At 37.2% G+C, this 15,828-nt stretch carries 18 protein-coding genes; 13 read left to right on the top strand and 5 right to left on the bottom strand.

All coding sequences use genetic code 11. The features are described from left to right. Nucleotides 1–27: 27 nt before the first annotated feature. From V6670_RS20075 to V6670_RS20060, 4 genes are all read left to right on the top strand, one after another. Nucleotides 28–528: an N-acetyltransferase family protein gene (locus tag V6670_RS20075; protein ID WP_338651946.1), complete on the top strand. Its 501-nt coding sequence runs from the start codon at nt 28–30 to the stop codon at nt 526–528. A gap of 110 nt (nt 529–638) precedes the next feature. Next, complete coding sequence (locus V6670_RS20070; RefSeq protein ID WP_338651945.1) at nt 639–1,670, top strand: fatty acid desaturase; 1,032 nt, start codon at nt 639–641, stop codon at nt 1,668–1,670. 271 nt (nt 1,671–1,941) lie between these two features. After that, nucleotides 1,942–2,949, top strand: a complete 1,008-nt coding sequence (locus V6670_RS20065; RefSeq protein ID WP_170829892.1) for a sensor histidine kinase — start codon at nt 1,942–1,944, stop codon at nt 2,947–2,949. 21 nt (nt 2,950–2,970) lie between these two features. Then, nucleotides 2,971–3,582 (top strand): response regulator transcription factor, encoded by a 612-nt coding sequence (locus V6670_RS20060; protein ID WP_141905380.1) that lies wholly within the window; start codon nt 2,971–2,973, stop codon nt 3,580–3,582. Between the two features lie 39 nt (nt 3,583–3,621). Here V6670_RS20060 and V6670_RS20055 read toward each other — a convergent pair whose 3' ends face one another. The 3 genes from V6670_RS20055 to V6670_RS20045 all read right to left on the bottom strand — a co-directional run bounded on the left by V6670_RS20055 (nt 3,622) and on the right by V6670_RS20045 (nt 6,151). Further along, entirely contained in the window at nt 3,622–4,596 is a 975-nt protein-coding gene (locus V6670_RS20055; RefSeq protein ID WP_036124585.1) for a proline dehydrogenase family protein, read from the bottom strand. Between the two features lie 74 nt (nt 4,597–4,670). Then, nucleotides 4,671–5,423, bottom strand: a complete 753-nt coding sequence (gene fetB / locus V6670_RS20050) for an iron export ABC transporter permease subunit FetB (protein WP_036124583.1) — start codon at nt 5,421–5,423, stop codon at nt 4,671–4,673. Then, nucleotides 5,420–6,151 (bottom strand): phosphate ABC transporter ATP-binding protein, encoded by a 732-nt coding sequence (locus V6670_RS20045; RefSeq protein ID WP_338651944.1) that lies wholly within the window; start codon nt 6,149–6,151, stop codon nt 5,420–5,422. Before V6670_RS20045 ends, fetB begins: the two co-directional genes overlap by 4 nt. Before the next feature lie 94 nt (nt 6,152–6,245). Here V6670_RS20045 and V6670_RS20040 point away from each other — a divergent pair, with 94 nt between their 5' ends. Next, the gene (locus V6670_RS20040; RefSeq protein WP_036124579.1) at nt 6,246–6,746 is read left to right on the top strand and encodes a methylated-DNA--[protein]-cysteine S-methyltransferase; all 501 of its coding nucleotides are present in this window, start codon (nt 6,246–6,248) and stop codon (nt 6,744–6,746) included. A 146-nt stretch (nt 6,747–6,892) separates the two neighbouring features. On the opposite strand, the gene V6670_RS20035 is transcribed toward V6670_RS20040, so the two are convergent. Together V6670_RS20035 and V6670_RS20030 are read right to left on the bottom strand one after the other, a co-directional pair. Next, on the bottom strand, nt 6,893–8,191 hold the full coding sequence (locus tag V6670_RS20035) for an ammonium transporter (RefSeq protein WP_338651943.1): 1,299 nt from the start codon (nt 8,189–8,191) through the stop codon (nt 6,893–6,895). Between the two features lie 15 nt (nt 8,192–8,206). Beyond that, nucleotides 8,207–8,548 carry a P-II family nitrogen regulator gene (locus V6670_RS20030; RefSeq protein ID WP_036124574.1) on the bottom strand — a complete coding sequence of 114 codons (342 nt, stop codon included), beginning with the start codon at nt 8,546–8,548 and terminating at the stop codon, nt 8,207–8,209. A 312-nt stretch (nt 8,549–8,860) separates the two neighbouring features. On the opposite strand from V6670_RS20030, the gene V6670_RS20025 reads away from it, so the two are divergent. The 8 genes from V6670_RS20025 (at nt 8,861) to V6670_RS19990 (ending at nt 15,761) form a co-directional block, all read left to right on the top strand. After that, nucleotides 8,861–10,321 carry a nicotinate phosphoribosyltransferase gene (locus V6670_RS20025; protein WP_338651942.1) on the top strand — a complete coding sequence of 487 codons (1,461 nt, stop codon included), beginning with the start codon at nt 8,861–8,863 and terminating at the stop codon, nt 10,319–10,321. A 21-nt stretch (nt 10,322–10,342) separates the two neighbouring features. Continuing rightward, nucleotides 10,343–11,167: an ammonia-dependent NAD(+) synthetase gene (gene nadE / locus V6670_RS20020; RefSeq protein ID WP_338651941.1), complete on the top strand. Its 825-nt coding sequence runs from the start codon at nt 10,343–10,345 to the stop codon at nt 11,165–11,167. A gap of 159 nt (nt 11,168–11,326) precedes the next feature. Continuing rightward, nucleotides 11,327–11,647, top strand: a complete 321-nt coding sequence (locus V6670_RS20015) for an NAD synthetase (protein WP_338651940.1) — start codon at nt 11,327–11,329, stop codon at nt 11,645–11,647. A 208-nt stretch (nt 11,648–11,855) separates the two neighbouring features. Beyond that, entirely contained in the window at nt 11,856–12,503 is a 648-nt protein-coding gene (locus V6670_RS20010) for a hypothetical protein (RefSeq protein ID WP_338651939.1), read from the top strand. Between the two features lie 60 nt (nt 12,504–12,563). After that, nucleotides 12,564–13,835: a right-handed parallel beta-helix repeat-containing protein gene (locus V6670_RS20005; RefSeq protein WP_338651938.1), complete on the top strand. Its 1,272-nt coding sequence runs from the start codon at nt 12,564–12,566 to the stop codon at nt 13,833–13,835. Beyond that, a complete protein-coding gene (locus V6670_RS20000) occupies nt 13,832–14,284 on the top strand; it encodes a nitrous oxide reductase accessory protein NosL (protein WP_338651937.1) in 453 nt (150 codons plus the stop codon). Before V6670_RS20005 ends, V6670_RS20000 begins: the two co-directional genes overlap by 4 nt. Beyond that, on the top strand, nt 14,284–15,084 hold the full coding sequence (locus tag V6670_RS19995; RefSeq protein WP_338654688.1) for an ABC transporter permease subunit: 801 nt from the start codon (nt 14,284–14,286) through the stop codon (nt 15,082–15,084). Before V6670_RS20000 ends, V6670_RS19995 begins: the two co-directional genes overlap by 1 nt. Further along, nucleotides 15,081–15,761 carry an ABC transporter ATP-binding protein gene (locus tag V6670_RS19990; protein WP_338651936.1) on the top strand — a complete coding sequence of 227 codons (681 nt, stop codon included), beginning with the start codon at nt 15,081–15,083 and terminating at the stop codon, nt 15,759–15,761. The genes V6670_RS19995 and V6670_RS19990 overlap by 4 nt, the downstream gene beginning before the upstream one ends. Nucleotides 15,762–15,828: the final 67 nt, after the last annotated feature.

Here is a 15,828-nt window from a genome sequence, read left to right as displayed (position 1 = left end):
GACAATTTCATTAAGGAAGTGAGCAGGATGATTCGATTCATGGAAGAAAAAGATATACCTGAGGTTTTAGACATCTATAATGATATTATTTTAACAAGTAAGGCTGTCTATCGATATGATATACAAACTTTAGATGAAAAAGTGCAATGGTATAAGGAGCAGCAAGCATTCGGCAATCCACTGCTTGTATTTGAGGAAAATGGGATTGTTGCTGGCTTTGCTACTTATAGTCAATTCCGTCCTTACCCTGGTTATCAATATACAATGGAGCATTCCGTCTATGTGCATAATGAGCATTATCAAAAGGGAATTGCAACGAAGCTCATGCATAAGCTTATAGCTATTGCAGAGGAGCGTGGTGTCAAAACACTCGTTGCTGGTATTGATGGAGAAAACATTGCTAGCATTAAAGCACATGAAAAATTAGGTTTTGAATATGCAGGTACAATTAAAAATGCAGGCTATAAATTTGAACAATGGCTAGACCTTGTGTTCTATCAGTTGCATTTGAATGAACCAACATCATAAAAAGGATATGACAAATGTCATATCCTTTTTATGATGTTTGCGTCTGTTACTGACTTGTACTCTTGTTTTATGATGAGGTCATAAGAAAAAAAGAAACGAGGGAGTATAGGATGGCAACTATTAAAGAAAAAACAAAAAAGTTACGCCAAGATGTAGCGCCATTTGCTAAATCTAATACGGGTAAAAGTGTTTTTCAAATGATAAATACACTTGTACCGTTAATTGCATTGTGGGTGGCTGGTTACTTATTAGTAGATGTTTCACCTTGGCTAACAGTTGGCTTAAGTGCCATTTCAGCGGGGTTTGTCGTACGAACTTTTATTATTTTTCACGATTGCACACACGGATCATTTTTCAAAAGTAAAAAGGCAAACGACTGGGTTGGATTTTTTACTGGAGTGCTAACATCATTCCCATATGAAAAATGGAAACGTGAACATACAATTCACCATGCAACAAGCTCAAACCTAGACAAGCGTGGTATTGGTGATATTGATATGATGACAGTGGAAGAATATATGCAAGCCTCAAAGGGACAACGATTATGGTATCGCTTTTATCGTAACCCATTCGTTATGTTTGGGTTAGGACCATTATATATGGTGCTTATCTTAAATCGTTTTAATCGTAAGGATGCAAGAAAGAAAGAACGCTTGAACACAATTTTAACGAATAGCGTTATGGTCGGAGTTTGTGCTGCTTTAATTTTCTTCATGGGCTGGCAAGCATTTTTATTAGTCCAAGGCGTTACCTTATTTATTGCTGGTTCTTTAGGAATTTGGTTGTTTTATATTCAGCACACATATGAAGATTCTTACTTTGAACATGAATCAGAATGGGATTATGTTAAAGCCGCAGTGGAAGGTAGCTCGTATTATAAATTGCCAAAGATTTTACAATGGGTTACAGGGAATATTGGTTTCCACCATGTCCATCACTTAGCTCCTCGAGTACCTAACTATAATCTTGAAAAAGCACATAATGAAACGCCGCCTTTACACATGGCAACAACGATTACGTTACGTACAAGTTTAGAATCATTACGTTACAAGTTATATGATGAAGATCAAGGCAAATTTGTATCGTTTAAAGAAGTAAATGAAATCATAAAACGCAAAGCAAGAGGCAGTATTGCCGCTTAGTTGAAAACAGCCATCTCTGCAAACGAGATGGCTGTTTTATGTAAAAGGATGGATTTTGTCTAAAGCATGTGCAGGCATAAATTAAATTTTCTTGTTATAATAAGGGAAAAGTAGGAAAGAGCGTGAGATTATGTTGAGGAAATGGCATAGTATTATTCCGAATAGTCCAATGCTCAGTGTATATTTATGGATTATTTTTTGTTTCCTACCGTTTTTCTTCATTTTTAGGAAATCATCTTATATCGAAATCTCGATTGGCATTACGTTTTTAATGCTTTATTTTATTTTTTATCGATTTTCCATGAATTCGAAAAGCGGTTTAGTTTATATGTGGATCAGCTTTGAAATGGCCATCAATATTGTCATGACCATCTTATATGGCTATGTGTATCTATCTATTTTCACAGCATTTTTTATTGGCAACATACGAAGACCTGTCGGCTTTTATATTATGTACGGTCTACATATTGGGTTTACAGTTATATCTACCGGTGTCGGCTTCTTTGTGGAGCTTCACTTATTTTTATCGCAGCTACCTTTTGTTGTGCTAACCATTCTAGCTGTTGTTCTTTTACCATTAACGATTTATTCCAAAAATAAACGTGAAAACTTAGAGGGGCAGTTAGAAACAGCTAATGAACGTATTGCCGAGTTAATTGTTTTTGAGGAACGACAACGAATTGCTCGTGATTTGCATGATACTTTGGGGCAAAAATTGTCCATGATTGGCTTAAAAAGTGATCTAGCTTCTAGGTTGATTGAACGTGATCCACAGCAGGCTTTGATTGAGATTAAGGATATACGCCAGACGGCAAGCATTGCCTTAAAAGAGGTTCGTGAATTGGTGTCAGACATGCGGACGGCAAAATTTGAGGATGAGCTAATGCGTATTTCTCAAATACTAAAGGCAGCAGAAATGGAGTTTGTTTTTGAAGGCGATAAAAATGCATTGCAAGTTCCGCCACTTGTCGAAAATGTTTTATGCATGTGCCTAAAAGAGGCGGTTAATAATGTTGTCAAACATAGTGGAGCAACAAAATGTGAAATTGCTTTCCATCAAAACTTTAAGGAAGTTTACTTAATCGTTCGGGATAACGGACAAGGTATTACGAAAAAACAAGCATGGAAAACGGGGAACGGATTGAAGGGAATGCGGGAACGCTTAGAGTTTATTAATGGGTCCTTTAAGATTGAAAGTGTTGAGGGTACTACATTAACGGTAACTATACCAGTGGCTATTACGCATCAAAATGTCAAAGAAAATCTGAAGAACATATAGAATAGAAAAGAGGCTTGTGACATGATACGAATTGTGATCGCTGAAGATCAGGGGATGCTATTAGGGGCTCTTCGCTCTTTACTTAGTATGGAAGAGGATATGGAGGTCGTCGGCTTAGCAAAAAATGGTGAGGAAGCATTGATGTTGGTGGCAGAGCATCAGCCTGATATTTGTATTATGGATATTGAAATGCCAGTGAAAACGGGACTAGACGCAGCAGAAGAAATGCATAGTATTGGCTCAGATTGTAAGGTCATTATTTTAACTACATTTGCCAGACCAGGTTATTTCGAGCGTGCTAGAAAAGCGAGCGTAAGAGGCTATTTATTAAAGGATAGCCCTATTGAGGAATTAGTAAGTGGGATTCGTACAATAATGGACGGTAAACGTATTTATGCGCCAGAGCTTGTTGATTTTGTCTATGAGGATGATAGTGAAAATCCTTTAACAGAGCGTGAAAGCCAGGTGCTGACACTTGTGGCAGAGGGCAAGACGACAAAGGAAATTGCGGCAGAGCTATTTTTATCTGCTGGAACGGTACGTAATTATATTTCAACCATTTTAGAAAAACTAAATGTTGGTAATCGTATTGAGGCCATTGCACGCTTTAAAGAAAAAGGATGGAACAAATAAAGAGAACCTTATCGCATGAGCGCGATAAGGTTCGTTTTTTTACTTTTTGCGTTTTGTTATACGTCCAAGAACGAATGCACCTGCTGCTACAGCAAGAACAGTATTCGTTTTTTTCGTAAACACTTGTTTTGTTACAAGGTTAAGGTTTTGAGGACGCTCAGCTAAACGGCGCATAAAGTAGCCGTACCAATCTTCACCGAATGGAACGTACACACAGAAGTTATAGCCTTCTTTTGCAAGCTCTTTCTGCATATCAGTGCGGAAACCGTATAGCATTTGGAATTCAAATTTATCAAGTGGAATATTATGATCTGCAACAAAGCGTTTTACGTGTGCGATGATATTATGATCATGTGTTGCGATTGACGTAAATTTGCCGTGTAGCAAGTGATATTCAATCAACTCAATAAAGTTTAAATCAATATCTAATTTATCTTGATAGGCCACTTCTACAGGCTCTTTATAAGCACCTTTTACAATACGTAAACGGTAGTCCTTGAATTTTTCGATATCGTCTTTTGCACGGTAAAAGTAGGATTGAATAACTGTACCAACATTATTAAATGTTTTAGATAACTCTTCTACCATATCAAAGGATGTTTGAAGACGGCCGTAGTCTTCCATATCAAAGTTAACAAATATATCATAAGAAGCGGCTTTTTCTACTATTTCATACAGGTTGTCATAACAAAAATCAACATCAATGTCTAAACCTAATTGAGATGGTTTTAATGAAATATGTGCAGCAACACCGTTCTCATGAATGGCTTCGATTACAGTAAGGATTTTTTCTTTTGCAGCCGTTGCTTCTTCTTTACTTGAAACAAATTCGCCTAGGTTGTCTACCGTACAAGAAATATTATGTGCATTTAGTTCTTTGATGCTTGCAATTGTTTCTTCAATATTTGTACCAGCTACTACACTCTGTGCTCCTAATTTTAGGCCATATTTCTTTGCAGCACTATTTAATAGTTGGTTTTCAGATAACTGGATGAAAAAATCGCGTAATAACATGGTCATTCTCCTAACTGCATTTTCTTTTTAGTATAACATAAATGTTTTAAACTATATTCATTTCAGCTTAACAATTATTTCATATCAAGTATTTGCATACGTTCATTAAATAGCACAGGATAGCTTAAAAAACCAATCATGATGCTGGATAATGTTGCAGTTGTTAAGAGCGCAAAGATGATTAAAAGTTGAAATTGGACAGCATGGATAGGGTCAGCTCCACCAATAATTTGCCCACTCATCATACCTGGTAGCTGTACTAAACCGATTGTTTTTTGGCTTTCTATCGTAGGAATCATACTAGCTTTTACGGCATTAATCAGTTGGCGATGAACGGCTTGTTTTGGCGTGCCACCTAGCGATAAAATTAATTCCATTTGATCTTTATGGCTACTAATTTCAGCTGTAAAACGATTTAAAAATAAAATGGACAGCACCATCGAATTGCCAATTAACATTCCACTAATCGGAATGATATACTGGGCAGTAGCTGGAACAATTTGAAATCCTAGCAAGACACCTTGTGTAACAATTTCTATGACGACAAGTGTCAGTGCTATTTTCCAAGTAATTCCTTTAATACCCACCCCTTTTTTTCGTGCATTTAATGTTGCGACGACAATCATTAGCGCTACCATGAGAAGTATATAACCATAACTATTGGCGTCAAAAACAAATTTTAAAATATAGCCCACAGCAAGCAATTGAACAATGGAACGTAACGTTGCAATGAGCGTATCTTTTTCAAGACCCAACTTTAATGTTTTAGATAATATGAGAGGAATACAGACAAAGATTAGGGTTAAGGATAAGGCTGTAAATGTCATTGATTAACCCCCTGAACAAACGCTGCAACACGTGGATTCGTTGGTGCGTTAAGTAAAGCACTTTTACCAGTTTCAATTAACTCACCATCCATCATAACCCATGTATAGTGACCAATTGTTAATGCTTGTTGCAAATTATGTGTAATCCAAATTATCGTGACATTGTATTTTTTATTAATGGTAGCAATCAATTTTTCAATTTCTTGTACGGATTGACGATCCAGCGCAGATGTAATTTCATCTAATAATAAAATGGAGGATTGATTGATCAGAGTTCGTGCAATGGATACCTTTTGCCGTTGTCCACCAGACAATTCACTTGTTGATTGGTGTAAGAAGCTTTCGTTTAATCCAACATCCTCTAAATATTGGACAGCCTCCTGCTGCGAGAGCTTTTGCCCCTGCAGTGTACGGGGAAGGGCAAGATTATCTAGCACTGTACCTGCTATCATCGGAGCTGCCTGTAAAGCAATACCAACATGTCTCCTTAAAGCTGTGGGCTCATATGTAGAAATAGGCTGATTTTCAACGAGTATATGCCCGTCTGTTGGTGACAGAAGACCATTACATAATTTAAGTAGCGTTGTTTTACCAGCACCAGAAGGACCAACAAGAGTTGTAATTTGCCCTTTTGGAAATGACCCAGTAATTGACTTTAATATTATTTTGTCATTTACTGAAAAATGAACTTGTTGAAAGTGAATGGCAGGCTCATATAACGTATTCATTTATTGAAACTCCTTTGTTATAGTCGGTAAAATAACTGTAGCATGAAATGACTGGAAGATGCAGTTTAAATAGTAGAAAGTAGAGGATTTGGAAATGCAAATATTGTATGTCGATACATTAACGTATACACAAGGGGATATGTATCTAGTGGCTTCAGATAAAGGTCTTGTCTATATAGGAACACCAAATGCATCATTTGAGGAAGTAGAAGTGTGGGCTAAAAAACCTTTTAAAGGGTATGGCTTTGAAGAAAATCCAGAAAAATTACAGCCATATAAGGCTCAGTTAACTGCTTATTTTAACAAGGAGCTTACTGAGTTTGACCTACCTGTCCATGTAAAGGGAACTCCTTTTCAATTAGCCGTTTGGGAAGCCCTAAAAGAATTGCCTTATGGTACAACAACATCCTATGGTAATATCGCACAACGCATTGGTAATCCGAAAGCAGTTAGAGCTGTAGGAACTGCAATTGGTGCAAATCCAATACTAGCGATTATTCCATGCCATCGAGTCATTGGCAAAAATGGTCAATTAACAGGCTTCCGAAGTGGCCTCGCTATGAAACAGTTTTTACTTGAGTTAGAGCAAGTTTAAATTAAGTGAAAGTTGATGAAGGGGGGAGCAATGGGAAGAGCGTTTCGAGCAAAAGAAAACTAACAATAATCCCCAAACTAAAGGCTCACTAAAAAAGAAAAATCTGCCCCATCATCTAGAGATACAGGAGCAGATTTTTCCACTAGCTATACATGTTGTTCTTCTTGGACATTGCTTTGTGATTTACCGAAATGTGTTAAGCGATGAGCAAAGGTTTCTCCTCGTACAGCAGAGCTTTTGAAAATATCTTGGAATTCGTAAGCAGGAGCGCCATGTTCCATTACATCTAAACCAGCAATTTCTTCTTCAGCTGTTACACGTAATGGGATAAATGCTTTGATAATCAATAAGCCTGCTGACACAGATACGCTAACCCAGGCAACTGTTGCGATGACACCGATTGCTTGAATACCCAGTAGACCAAAACCACCGCCATACAATAGGCCTTGACCACCAATGTCAAATAAACCAACTGCCAATGTTCCCCAAATACCACAAATACCGTGAACCGCAATCGCTCCAACAGGATCATCTACTTTTAGCTTCCATTCAAGGAAACGTACACCTTCTACAAGTAATGGCGCGGCGATTAAGCCGATGATGAGGGAGCCTATGATACTGACATTCGCAGCACCAGCCGTAATCCCTACAAGCCCGGCTAATGCACCGTTTAATGTAAGGGAGCCATCAATATGACCGTAACGGAATTTCGTATAGAAAGCGGTAGCAACTACACCAGCAGCTGCTGCAAAGAATGTATTGGAAATAACACTAGGAACAAGTTCAGGATCGGCAGCTAACGTTGAAGCTCCATTAAAGCCGAACCAACCAAACCAAAGTAAAAATACGCCTAAAGCTCCTAATGGAATACTGTGTCCTGTAATTACATTTACTCGGCCATTTTCATATTTACCAAGTCGAGGTCCAACCATAACAGCTGCGACAAATGCTGCGACAGCCCCCGTTAAGTGAACAACTGTAGACCCGGCAAAATCAACAAAGCCTAGATCTGTTAACCAGCCTTGCCCACTCCAAACCCAGTGACCAACAACAGGATAAACAACTAAAGACATAAGTATAATGACTCCGATATAAGCAAAAATATTAGTACGTTCTGCGACAGCGCCAGACAAAATCGTTGCTCCAGTTGCAGCAAACATTGTTTGGAAGATAAAGAAGGAAAGATCATCTACTCCTTTTAAAGCAAAGCCGCTAGTGCCGAAAATACCACCTACTGAGTCGCCGAACATAATGGCGTAACCACATAAAAAATAGACAATGCCACCAAGGGAAATCGTAAGGAAATTCTTCATGATGATATTGACGGCATTTTTCGAGCGGGTAAATCCAGCCTCGACCATAGCAAAACCAGCGTGCATAAAGAATACTAAAATAGTGCCAAGCATCACCCAAATTAAATTAACCGATAATAATACTGCATCCATCTATATCGTCCCCCTTTACTCTACTGCAATCGATCCGACTTCTTTTGTTCGGATACGAATTGCTTGTTCTACTGGATAAATGAAAATCTTTCCGTCCCCGACCTTGCCAGTTGCTGCTTCACGCAATAAAATCTCTACGATGGCATCGATTTTCCCATCGTCCACAATCATTTCCAATTTCAATTTAGGTAAAAATTCAATTTCATACGTATTGCCGCGAAAGAGTCCTGTTCTACCTAACTGACGACCACAGCCGGCAATTTCAGAGACGCTTAAACCTGCAATTCCTTCCTTTGCAAGTCCGTCCCGAACGGCCCCAAAAACTTCAGGACGAATGATTGCTTCAATTTTTTTCATGTGTACCAGCTCCTTGCGTAAATTTAATTTACATGTTAAAGCGGAATAAAAATCAATGCAATTGTTTTTTTAGAATATATGTTACATTACCTCACATACTATATTTCTATTCTCGAAATAGTTTACAGAAAAGGTTTTTATAAAAGGAATGAAAGCGGTACTAAAAAATGTGTCTAAAATGTGAACAGTTCTAAATTTTCTGACTATTTATGTTAGAAAACCTAACATCAAATAGAAGATATGTAAAACGCAAGAATTTGGGTATATAGTGTATACTAGGACTAATTATCAAAGCGGAAGAAGGGGTTTCTTTTGAGATCAAACTATGCAGATGATAGCTTAGCGCTACACACAGACTTATATCAAATTAATATGGCAGAATCCTACTGGGCGGATGGCATACATAATAAAAAAGCAGTTTTTGAATTATATTTTAGAAAATTACCTTTTGGTAATGGCTATGCCATATTTGCTGGGTTAGAGCGAATGCTTGATTATCTAAGTGATTTTCATTTTAGCGAATCCGATATTACCTATTTACGTGAGGAAGTGGGCTACAAGGAGGACTTTATCGAGTATTTGAAAAATATTCGATTCACAGGGGATATGTATTCTATGGTAGAAGGGGAGCTTGTTTTTGCCAATGAACCGATTGTTCGAATTGAAGCTCCATTAGTGGAAGCGCAGCTTATTGAAACGGCATTGCTTAATATTGTTAATTACCAAACATTAATTGCCACAAAGGCAAGCCGTATTAAACAAATTACTAAAAATGAAGTGGCAATGGAATTTGGGACAAGGCGTGCGCAGGAAATGGATGCAGCTATTTGGGGAACTCGTGCTGCGTTTATAGGTGGCTTTGCTTCTACTAGTAATGTTCGTGCAGGTAAACTTTTTAATATTCCTGTCTCTGGTACACACGCACATGCATTAGTACAAGCATATAAAAATGATTATGATGCATTCCATGCCTATGCTAAACGACATCGCGATTGCGTATTTTTAGTAGATACTTACAATACGCTGAAATCAGGTGTGCCAACTGCCATTAAAGTAGCTAAAGAACTAGGAGACAAAATTAATTTTATTGGCGTACGCTTAGATAGTGGAGATATTGCCTTCTTATCAAAAGAAGCTCGTCGCATGTTAGATGCTGCAGGCTTCCATGACGCTAAGATCATTGTTTCAAACGATTTAGATGAATATACAATCTTAAATTTAAAAGCCCAGGGAGCTAAGGTAGATGTTTGGGGAATCGGTACAAAACTTATTACAGCTTATGATCAGCCTGCGTTAGGTGCAGTTTATAAAATGGTTGCCATCGAAAATAGTGAAGGGCAACTAGAAGATACGATAAAAATCTCGGCCAATGCAGAAAAGGTTTCAACGCCAGGACTAAAAAATGTCTATCGTATTATCGATAAAAAAAATGGAAAGGCAGAGGGCGATTATATTACGATGCAAGAAGAAAACCCTCAAGCTGAGGAACGCATTAAAATGTTCCATCCAATCCATACGTTTGTATCAAAGTTTGTCACGAATTTTGAAGCAAAAAATTTACATCAGCATGTCATTAAAAATGGAGTAATCAATTATCAAAATCCTACTTTGGTGGAAATGCGTGATTATGCTGCGAAAAATTTAGAATTGCTGTGGGATGAATATAAACGTGCGATGAATCCTGAAGAGTATCCAGTCGATCTCAGCCAAAAATGCTGGGATAATAAAATGCGTAATATTGAAGAAGTGCACAATATGGTTAAGCGAATGTAAATAAGAGGAGTGACGGGTACAATGACTTTACAACAACAAATTATTGAAGAATTACGTGTATTGCCTACTATTAATGTACAGGAAGAAATACGTAAATCCATTGATTTTTTAAAGGAATATGCACAACACTATAGCTTTGTAAAAGGATTCGTTCTTGGTATTTCTGGTGGTCAAGATTCGACGTTAACAGGAAAACTAGCACAGTTGGCAATTGATGAACTAAATGCAGAGGCTGGGAAAATGAAGTATTCTTTTTTTGCTGTACGTTTACCATATGGCGTGCAGGCTGATGAACAAGATTGTCAGGATGCCATTGATTATATAAAACCAACGAAAATTTACACTGTGAATATAAAAAATGCTGTAGATGCTAGTGTGTTGGCTTTAGCAAATGCAGGCGTTGAGCTGAATGATTTTGTGAAAGGGAATGAAAAAGCTCGTGAGCGTATGAAGGTGCAATATTCAATTGCCGCGATGAATGGGGCAGTTGTGTTAGGAACGGATCATGCTGCGGAGGCTATTACGGGTTTTTATACAAAATTTGGTGATGGTGGAGCGGACTTAATGCCGATTTTTCGTCTAAATAAACGACAAGGTAAGCAACTGTTAGCAGAACTTAAATGTCCTGAGCATCTTTATAAAAAGGTGCCAACAGCGGATTTAGAGGAGAATCGTCCATCATTGCCAGACGAAGTGGCACTTGGTGTATCATATGATCAAATCGATGATTATTTAGAGGGAAAAGAAATTCCTGAAGAACCACGCCGAATCTTAGAAGGATATTATTTGCGTTCTCAACATAAACGTCATATGCCAATTACGATATTTGATGATTTTTGGAAGTAAGATGAGTGAAAAGAGTTATGAAAAAGTGAACTTCGCTTTTGGAAATAGCTCTTTTTTCTCTTTTTTTATGCCATTTGGTTCTATGTTGTTAATTATCAGCATATAATGTCGATATAATTACCTATAAGGATAATAAAATGTAGGGGAGGGTAACTTTTTATGAGGACTTCTAGAGTGAGTGCAACGACAAGCAGTGTTTTTCGGCAAGAAAATCAGTATTTGCATGCTGGGGATATTAGCCATAACTTTGGGCAAAATCCACAAAAGCTATTTAAAAATAGTTTGGAAAAAAATAAAGAGAAGAAGCACAGTTCAATAAATGCACTAAATCAACAGCAGCAACATCAACATACAGCGCCTGTTCATATGGATAGTGCTAGTGATTTACAAATTCGTCGGGAATTAAATGAAACTGCGTTAAAGCTAAGCCGTTTAAGCAAACAAAAGAAGCGACTCAATAGTTACCGTTCTTCCATATAAATAACGAGCTCTCCACATGCATAGTGTGGGGAGTTTTTATATAAGAGTGGAAAAAGAATTGCTCTAAATTCAAAATATTTGAAGTGAAGATGTTCATTGAATGTTCAAGATAATTTTTCCAATTCTTCACTCCGATTTTTAACTAATTTCACAACTAATCTGTAATGTAGAGTATAGCAACAGAAAACTAAATTTGGAGGAAATAGTTGTGAAAAAATTATGGTTACCTGCACTAATATTATTATTTGTACTTGCAGCATGTGGCAGTGAAAAAGCCCAAGTTAAAGAGAAGGAAACGGAGCAAGAGGCTACGAAAAATGAAACAGCAACATTGAAAGAAGATTCTGTCGAGGTTGCTTCGCTAGTAGATTCACGGTTACAAGAGCCAAAGGAAGATACAGTTTGTGAAATGTGTAATATGAAGGTTTACATGAAAGATCACGAGATGGGAGTATTTTCAACACAAGCTATAAAAGAAGATGGGTCCATTGCTTTTTATGACGATATTGGCTGTTTGTTAAACGCGGAGGTTGCCAATGAAGAAAAAAATGAAAAATTTGTCCGTGATTTTGTGACAGAGGATTGGGCAAAGGTTGAAGATGTAACTATTGTGAAAACAGAGTTAAAATCTCCAATGAACTGGGGCTATATTTATTTTGTGAACAAGGCTGAAGCAGATAAATATATCCAAGAAAATTCGAATGCTTACGTTGAAGATCTTCAAAAAATTAAAGATGACGCATTGGAGAGACGTAAGAAGAAAATGATGCAAAAAAAGGCTGAGGAAGAAAATAGTGAATCTGGTTCCATGCATTCGAATGAAATGAATCATGAACAAGAGGGACACAGTCATTAAAGCGTTAGACTAGGGGGCATTCCTCTAGTCTTTTCATGCTGAATGGGGAGGTGAAGAGTGATGAAACAAATCAGTTTTTTCTTTTTGTTTTGTCTATTTACAAGTCAAACGGCATATGCGGAATTTGATATTCAATTTGCTATTGATCAAGCGAAAACTGGAGAGATTATTCATATTCCTGCTGGTCGTTACCAAGGGAATTTTACGGTGAAGAAACCAATTATACTACGCGGAGAAGAGGGGGTTGAGTTGTATTCTTTGAATAATAACCCTGCACTAAAAATTGAACATGTAGCTAATGTCTCTGTAGAAAATATAATGATAAGTGCAAAAAACAAAGGCATTGTAGCCAATGAGGCAGAGAATCTAGAGCTGAGAGAGATAGAGGTAAAAGATGTTCAAGTAGGTATCCATATTCAACGTTCAAAGCATGTTCGAATTCTAGAAAATAGGATTATTGGTAATCAGTCACATTATGCTGAAAAAGGCAATGGGATTGCTGTGTTTAAAAGCGAGGACATTGCCATCGAACAAAATACTATTGAACAAGTGCAAGATGGTATATACGTAGAAGAAGTGAAGCAAATCGATGTTCAACGAAACAAGGTGACGAATAGCCGTTATGGAACACACTTTATGTATTCGAGTGGTGTAGAGGTGCTTTTCAATACGTATTTACATAATGTTACAGGTCTAATGGTCATGATGACTACTGACTTAGAAATAGCCAATAATACAGTCAGTAGCCATAACGATTTCAATAGCTATGGTCTTTTAATGTATGACACTCAGCAAGCAATGATAAGAAAAAATAGCTTTCATAATAATCGAGTAGGTGTAGCATTGCAAAAAAGTTCAGACATTCAAATACAAGAAAATCGCTTTCGAATGAATCAGACCGCATTAGAAGGTACAAAGGTAGAGGATGACTCAATCATAAATGATAATCAGTTTACGGGAAATATATTAACGGCAAGATCAGACCACCAAGGTTTGCGTCTCATTGGCAATTTTTATGATGATTATACTGGGATAGATGTTGCGGGCGATGGTTTCGGGGATGTTCCCTACGTAGCTGTATCGAGCTTTGGACAGTGGATGGTGAGACAACCAGTTTATCAATTTTTTGTAGCATCACCAAGCGTCATGATCTTGACGTCACTAGATCAGCAAATTAATAAAACAGAACAAAATCTACTCGTAGATAATGAACCAAAATTACTTAGCGATATGAGAAAGACGGAGTTTTCGATAAATATCATACAATTGTTAATTGGTCTAGTGGTGTCTATGTGTGGTTTATGGTTTTGGAAAAGAGGAATGCGAATATGACTAGATGGATAACTATTTTTATTTTATGCAGTGCACTATTGGTAGGATGTAGCGATAAAACATATAAACCACGTGAGATTATCAGTGAAACAGATGTTTGTAAAATTTGTAATATGAGTATTGTTCATAATGAATATGCTGGACAGATTGTTTTGAAAAATGGAGACTATGAGATTTTTGATGATATTGGGTGTCTGATGGAATATCTTGAGCTAAATGGTGAGGATGAAGTTGGCGCAGCCTATATTAAAAATAAGGCAAACAATGAATGGATTGACATTTATAAAGCGACATTTGTGTACAACAAAGAGTATTGGACTCCGATGAACTATGGAGTTCTAGCATTTGCGACAAAAGATGAAGCGCAAAAATGGATGACTAATGAAGGAGATGGTCAACTATTGGCTTATCAGGATTTGCTAACGTTTAATTGGGGGATACATGAGTGATGTTTGTGAAAATAGAGCTGAAGCAAATTTTAAGAAGTCGTTGGATGCAACTAGTAGCCTTTCTTTTTACATTTGTTTTTGTAGCAATTATTGTCATTCAACAAATGGCTTTACCTGATATCGAGGGTTTTACACGTCAAACAGCATCATTTTTAAATGTATTATTGTTTCTATTACCATTATTTATTGTAAGCATTGGAAGTATGAGTATAGCTGGTGATATAGAATCTGGTTGGTATTCGTTACTAAAAACCTATCCGATGAAACGACGACAATATATTATAGGCAAATATGTAGCAACATCACTCGCTTTTTTACTGGTTGTATTAGTGGCATTTGGTGTTGTATTAGCATTAGGTGGTTTTTTAGGCGGCGTACGATTACCGTTTGTTTTAGTTACCCTTACGCTATTAAGTATCTTTATTTTTGTATCAATAGGTATTGTACTGGGGGCATTTGCCCAAACAAGGTTATTTGCACTAGCATTATCACTTGTTGTATGGTCCTTTTTTTTATTGCTTATATCTTATGCTTTAATGGCTCTAGGTGCAGTTGTAGCTGGTCATGTTTTACAAAAGCTTACTATCATAACGATACATATAAATCCTGTGGAATGGCTGCGCTTTGGTTATTTTATATTCAGCAATCAAGCTAGTGTGCTTGGTCCAGCGTTTTATGGAGTAACGAAGTTTTATTTGTCGCCATTGGGTCACGTGGTATATGGGATTGTGACGATTTTTTGGATTGTTTTGCCGCTTATGCTTGCTACGAAGTTATTAAAGGAGGACCAGCAACGATGATTCTTTTAGAAGCGAAAAATGTAGCCAATGTCTATGATAATGATAGAGGTTTAAAAGAAGCAACCTTTACATTGCATTCAGGTCGAATTTTAGCGCTGGTTGGAGGCAATGGAGCAGGAAAGAGTACGTTGATTCGACTATTAACGGGTCAAGAAAAGCAAAAGTCTGGGGAAATGATATGGCATAAACCACAGGCAATTCGTTATATGCCTGACGATGTAGATTTTCCTACTATGCTAACTGCCGCTGAAATTTTAGAGTTGTTGGCATCTTTAAAACAAGTAGATAAATATGAACAAGAGCACGTTTTGAAGCGCGTTTCCTTGTGGGACGTTCGCAGGCAACAGGCTAAACAGTTTTCTAAGGGAATGCTACAACGATTAAATCTTGCGCAAAGCTTACTTGGCAGCGGTTCTTTGTTGATCTTAGATGAACCGACTAATGGCCTTGATCCGTTTTGGATAGCGCAGCTGAAAAATATGATGTTGGAGGAAAAGGAGAAAGGGAATACGGTCATATTTTCTACACACTTGCTGTCTTTTGCTGAAGAAATAGCAGATGATATATTAGTTTTGCATGAAGGGAAAATTATTATTTCTGGGACGATAACTGATATTTTTTTACAAGAAGATTCTACATCATTGGAAGAAATATGGTTAAAAAGAATAAAATTGTAACATTCTATTACAGAATGACGTTATATAATAAGGACTAGGCTTGTTTGATAACATTCAAACAAGCCTT

The organism is Lysinibacillus sp. Y5S-8 (assembly GCF_036894365.1).
In the GTDB taxonomy this organism is placed as follows: Bacteria; Bacillota; Bacilli; order Bacillales_A; family Planococcaceae; genus Lysinibacillus; species Lysinibacillus fusiformis_D.
Note: the sequence above shows the minus strand (reverse complement) of the source record. Positions and strands in the feature narration are given on the sequence as shown.

What these genes read in the sequence shown, in the direction of transcription:
- V6670_RS20075 (WP_338651946.1), top strand. Translation starts at nt 28, where the DNA reads ATGATTCGATTCATGGAAGAAAAAGATATACCTGAGGTTTTAGACATC.
- V6670_RS20070 (WP_338651945.1), top strand. Translation starts at nt 639, where the DNA reads ATGGCAACTATTAAAGAAAAAACAAAAAAGTTACGCCAAGATGTAGCG.
- V6670_RS20065 (WP_170829892.1), top strand. Translation starts at nt 1,942, where the DNA reads ATGCTTTATTTTATTTTTTATCGATTTTCCATGAATTCGAAAAGCGGT.
- V6670_RS20060 (WP_141905380.1), top strand. Translation starts at nt 2,971, where the DNA reads ATGATACGAATTGTGATCGCTGAAGATCAGGGGATGCTATTAGGGGCT.
- V6670_RS20055 (WP_036124585.1), bottom strand. Translation starts at nt 4,596, where the DNA reads ATGTTATTACGCGATTTTTTCATCCAGTTATCTGAAAACCAACTATTA.
- fetB (WP_036124583.1), bottom strand. Translation starts at nt 5,423, where the DNA reads ATGACATTTACAGCCTTATCCTTAACCCTAATCTTTGTCTGTATTCCT.
- V6670_RS20045 (WP_338651944.1), bottom strand. Translation starts at nt 6,151, where the DNA reads ATGAATACGTTATATGAGCCTGCCATTCACTTTCAACAAGTTCATTTT.
- V6670_RS20040 (WP_036124579.1), top strand. Translation starts at nt 6,246, where the DNA reads ATGCAAATATTGTATGTCGATACATTAACGTATACACAAGGGGATATG.
- V6670_RS20035 (WP_338651943.1), bottom strand. Translation starts at nt 8,191, where the DNA reads ATGGATGCAGTATTATTATCGGTTAATTTAATTTGGGTGATGCTTGGC.
- V6670_RS20030 (WP_036124574.1), bottom strand. Translation starts at nt 8,548, where the DNA reads ATGAAAAAAATTGAAGCAATCATTCGTCCTGAAGTTTTTGGGGCCGTT.
- nadE (WP_338651941.1), top strand. Translation starts at nt 10,343, where the DNA reads ATGACTTTACAACAACAAATTATTGAAGAATTACGTGTATTGCCTACT.
- V6670_RS20015 (WP_338651940.1), top strand. Translation starts at nt 11,327, where the DNA reads ATGAGGACTTCTAGAGTGAGTGCAACGACAAGCAGTGTTTTTCGGCAA.
- V6670_RS20005 (WP_338651938.1), top strand. Translation starts at nt 12,564, where the DNA reads ATGAAACAAATCAGTTTTTTCTTTTTGTTTTGTCTATTTACAAGTCAA.
- V6670_RS20000 (WP_338651937.1), top strand. Translation starts at nt 13,832, where the DNA reads ATGACTAGATGGATAACTATTTTTATTTTATGCAGTGCACTATTGGTA.
- V6670_RS19995 (WP_338654688.1), top strand. Translation starts at nt 14,284, where the DNA reads ATGTTTGTGAAAATAGAGCTGAAGCAAATTTTAAGAAGTCGTTGGATG.
- V6670_RS19990 (WP_338651936.1), top strand. Translation starts at nt 15,081, where the DNA reads ATGATTCTTTTAGAAGCGAAAAATGTAGCCAATGTCTATGATAATGAT.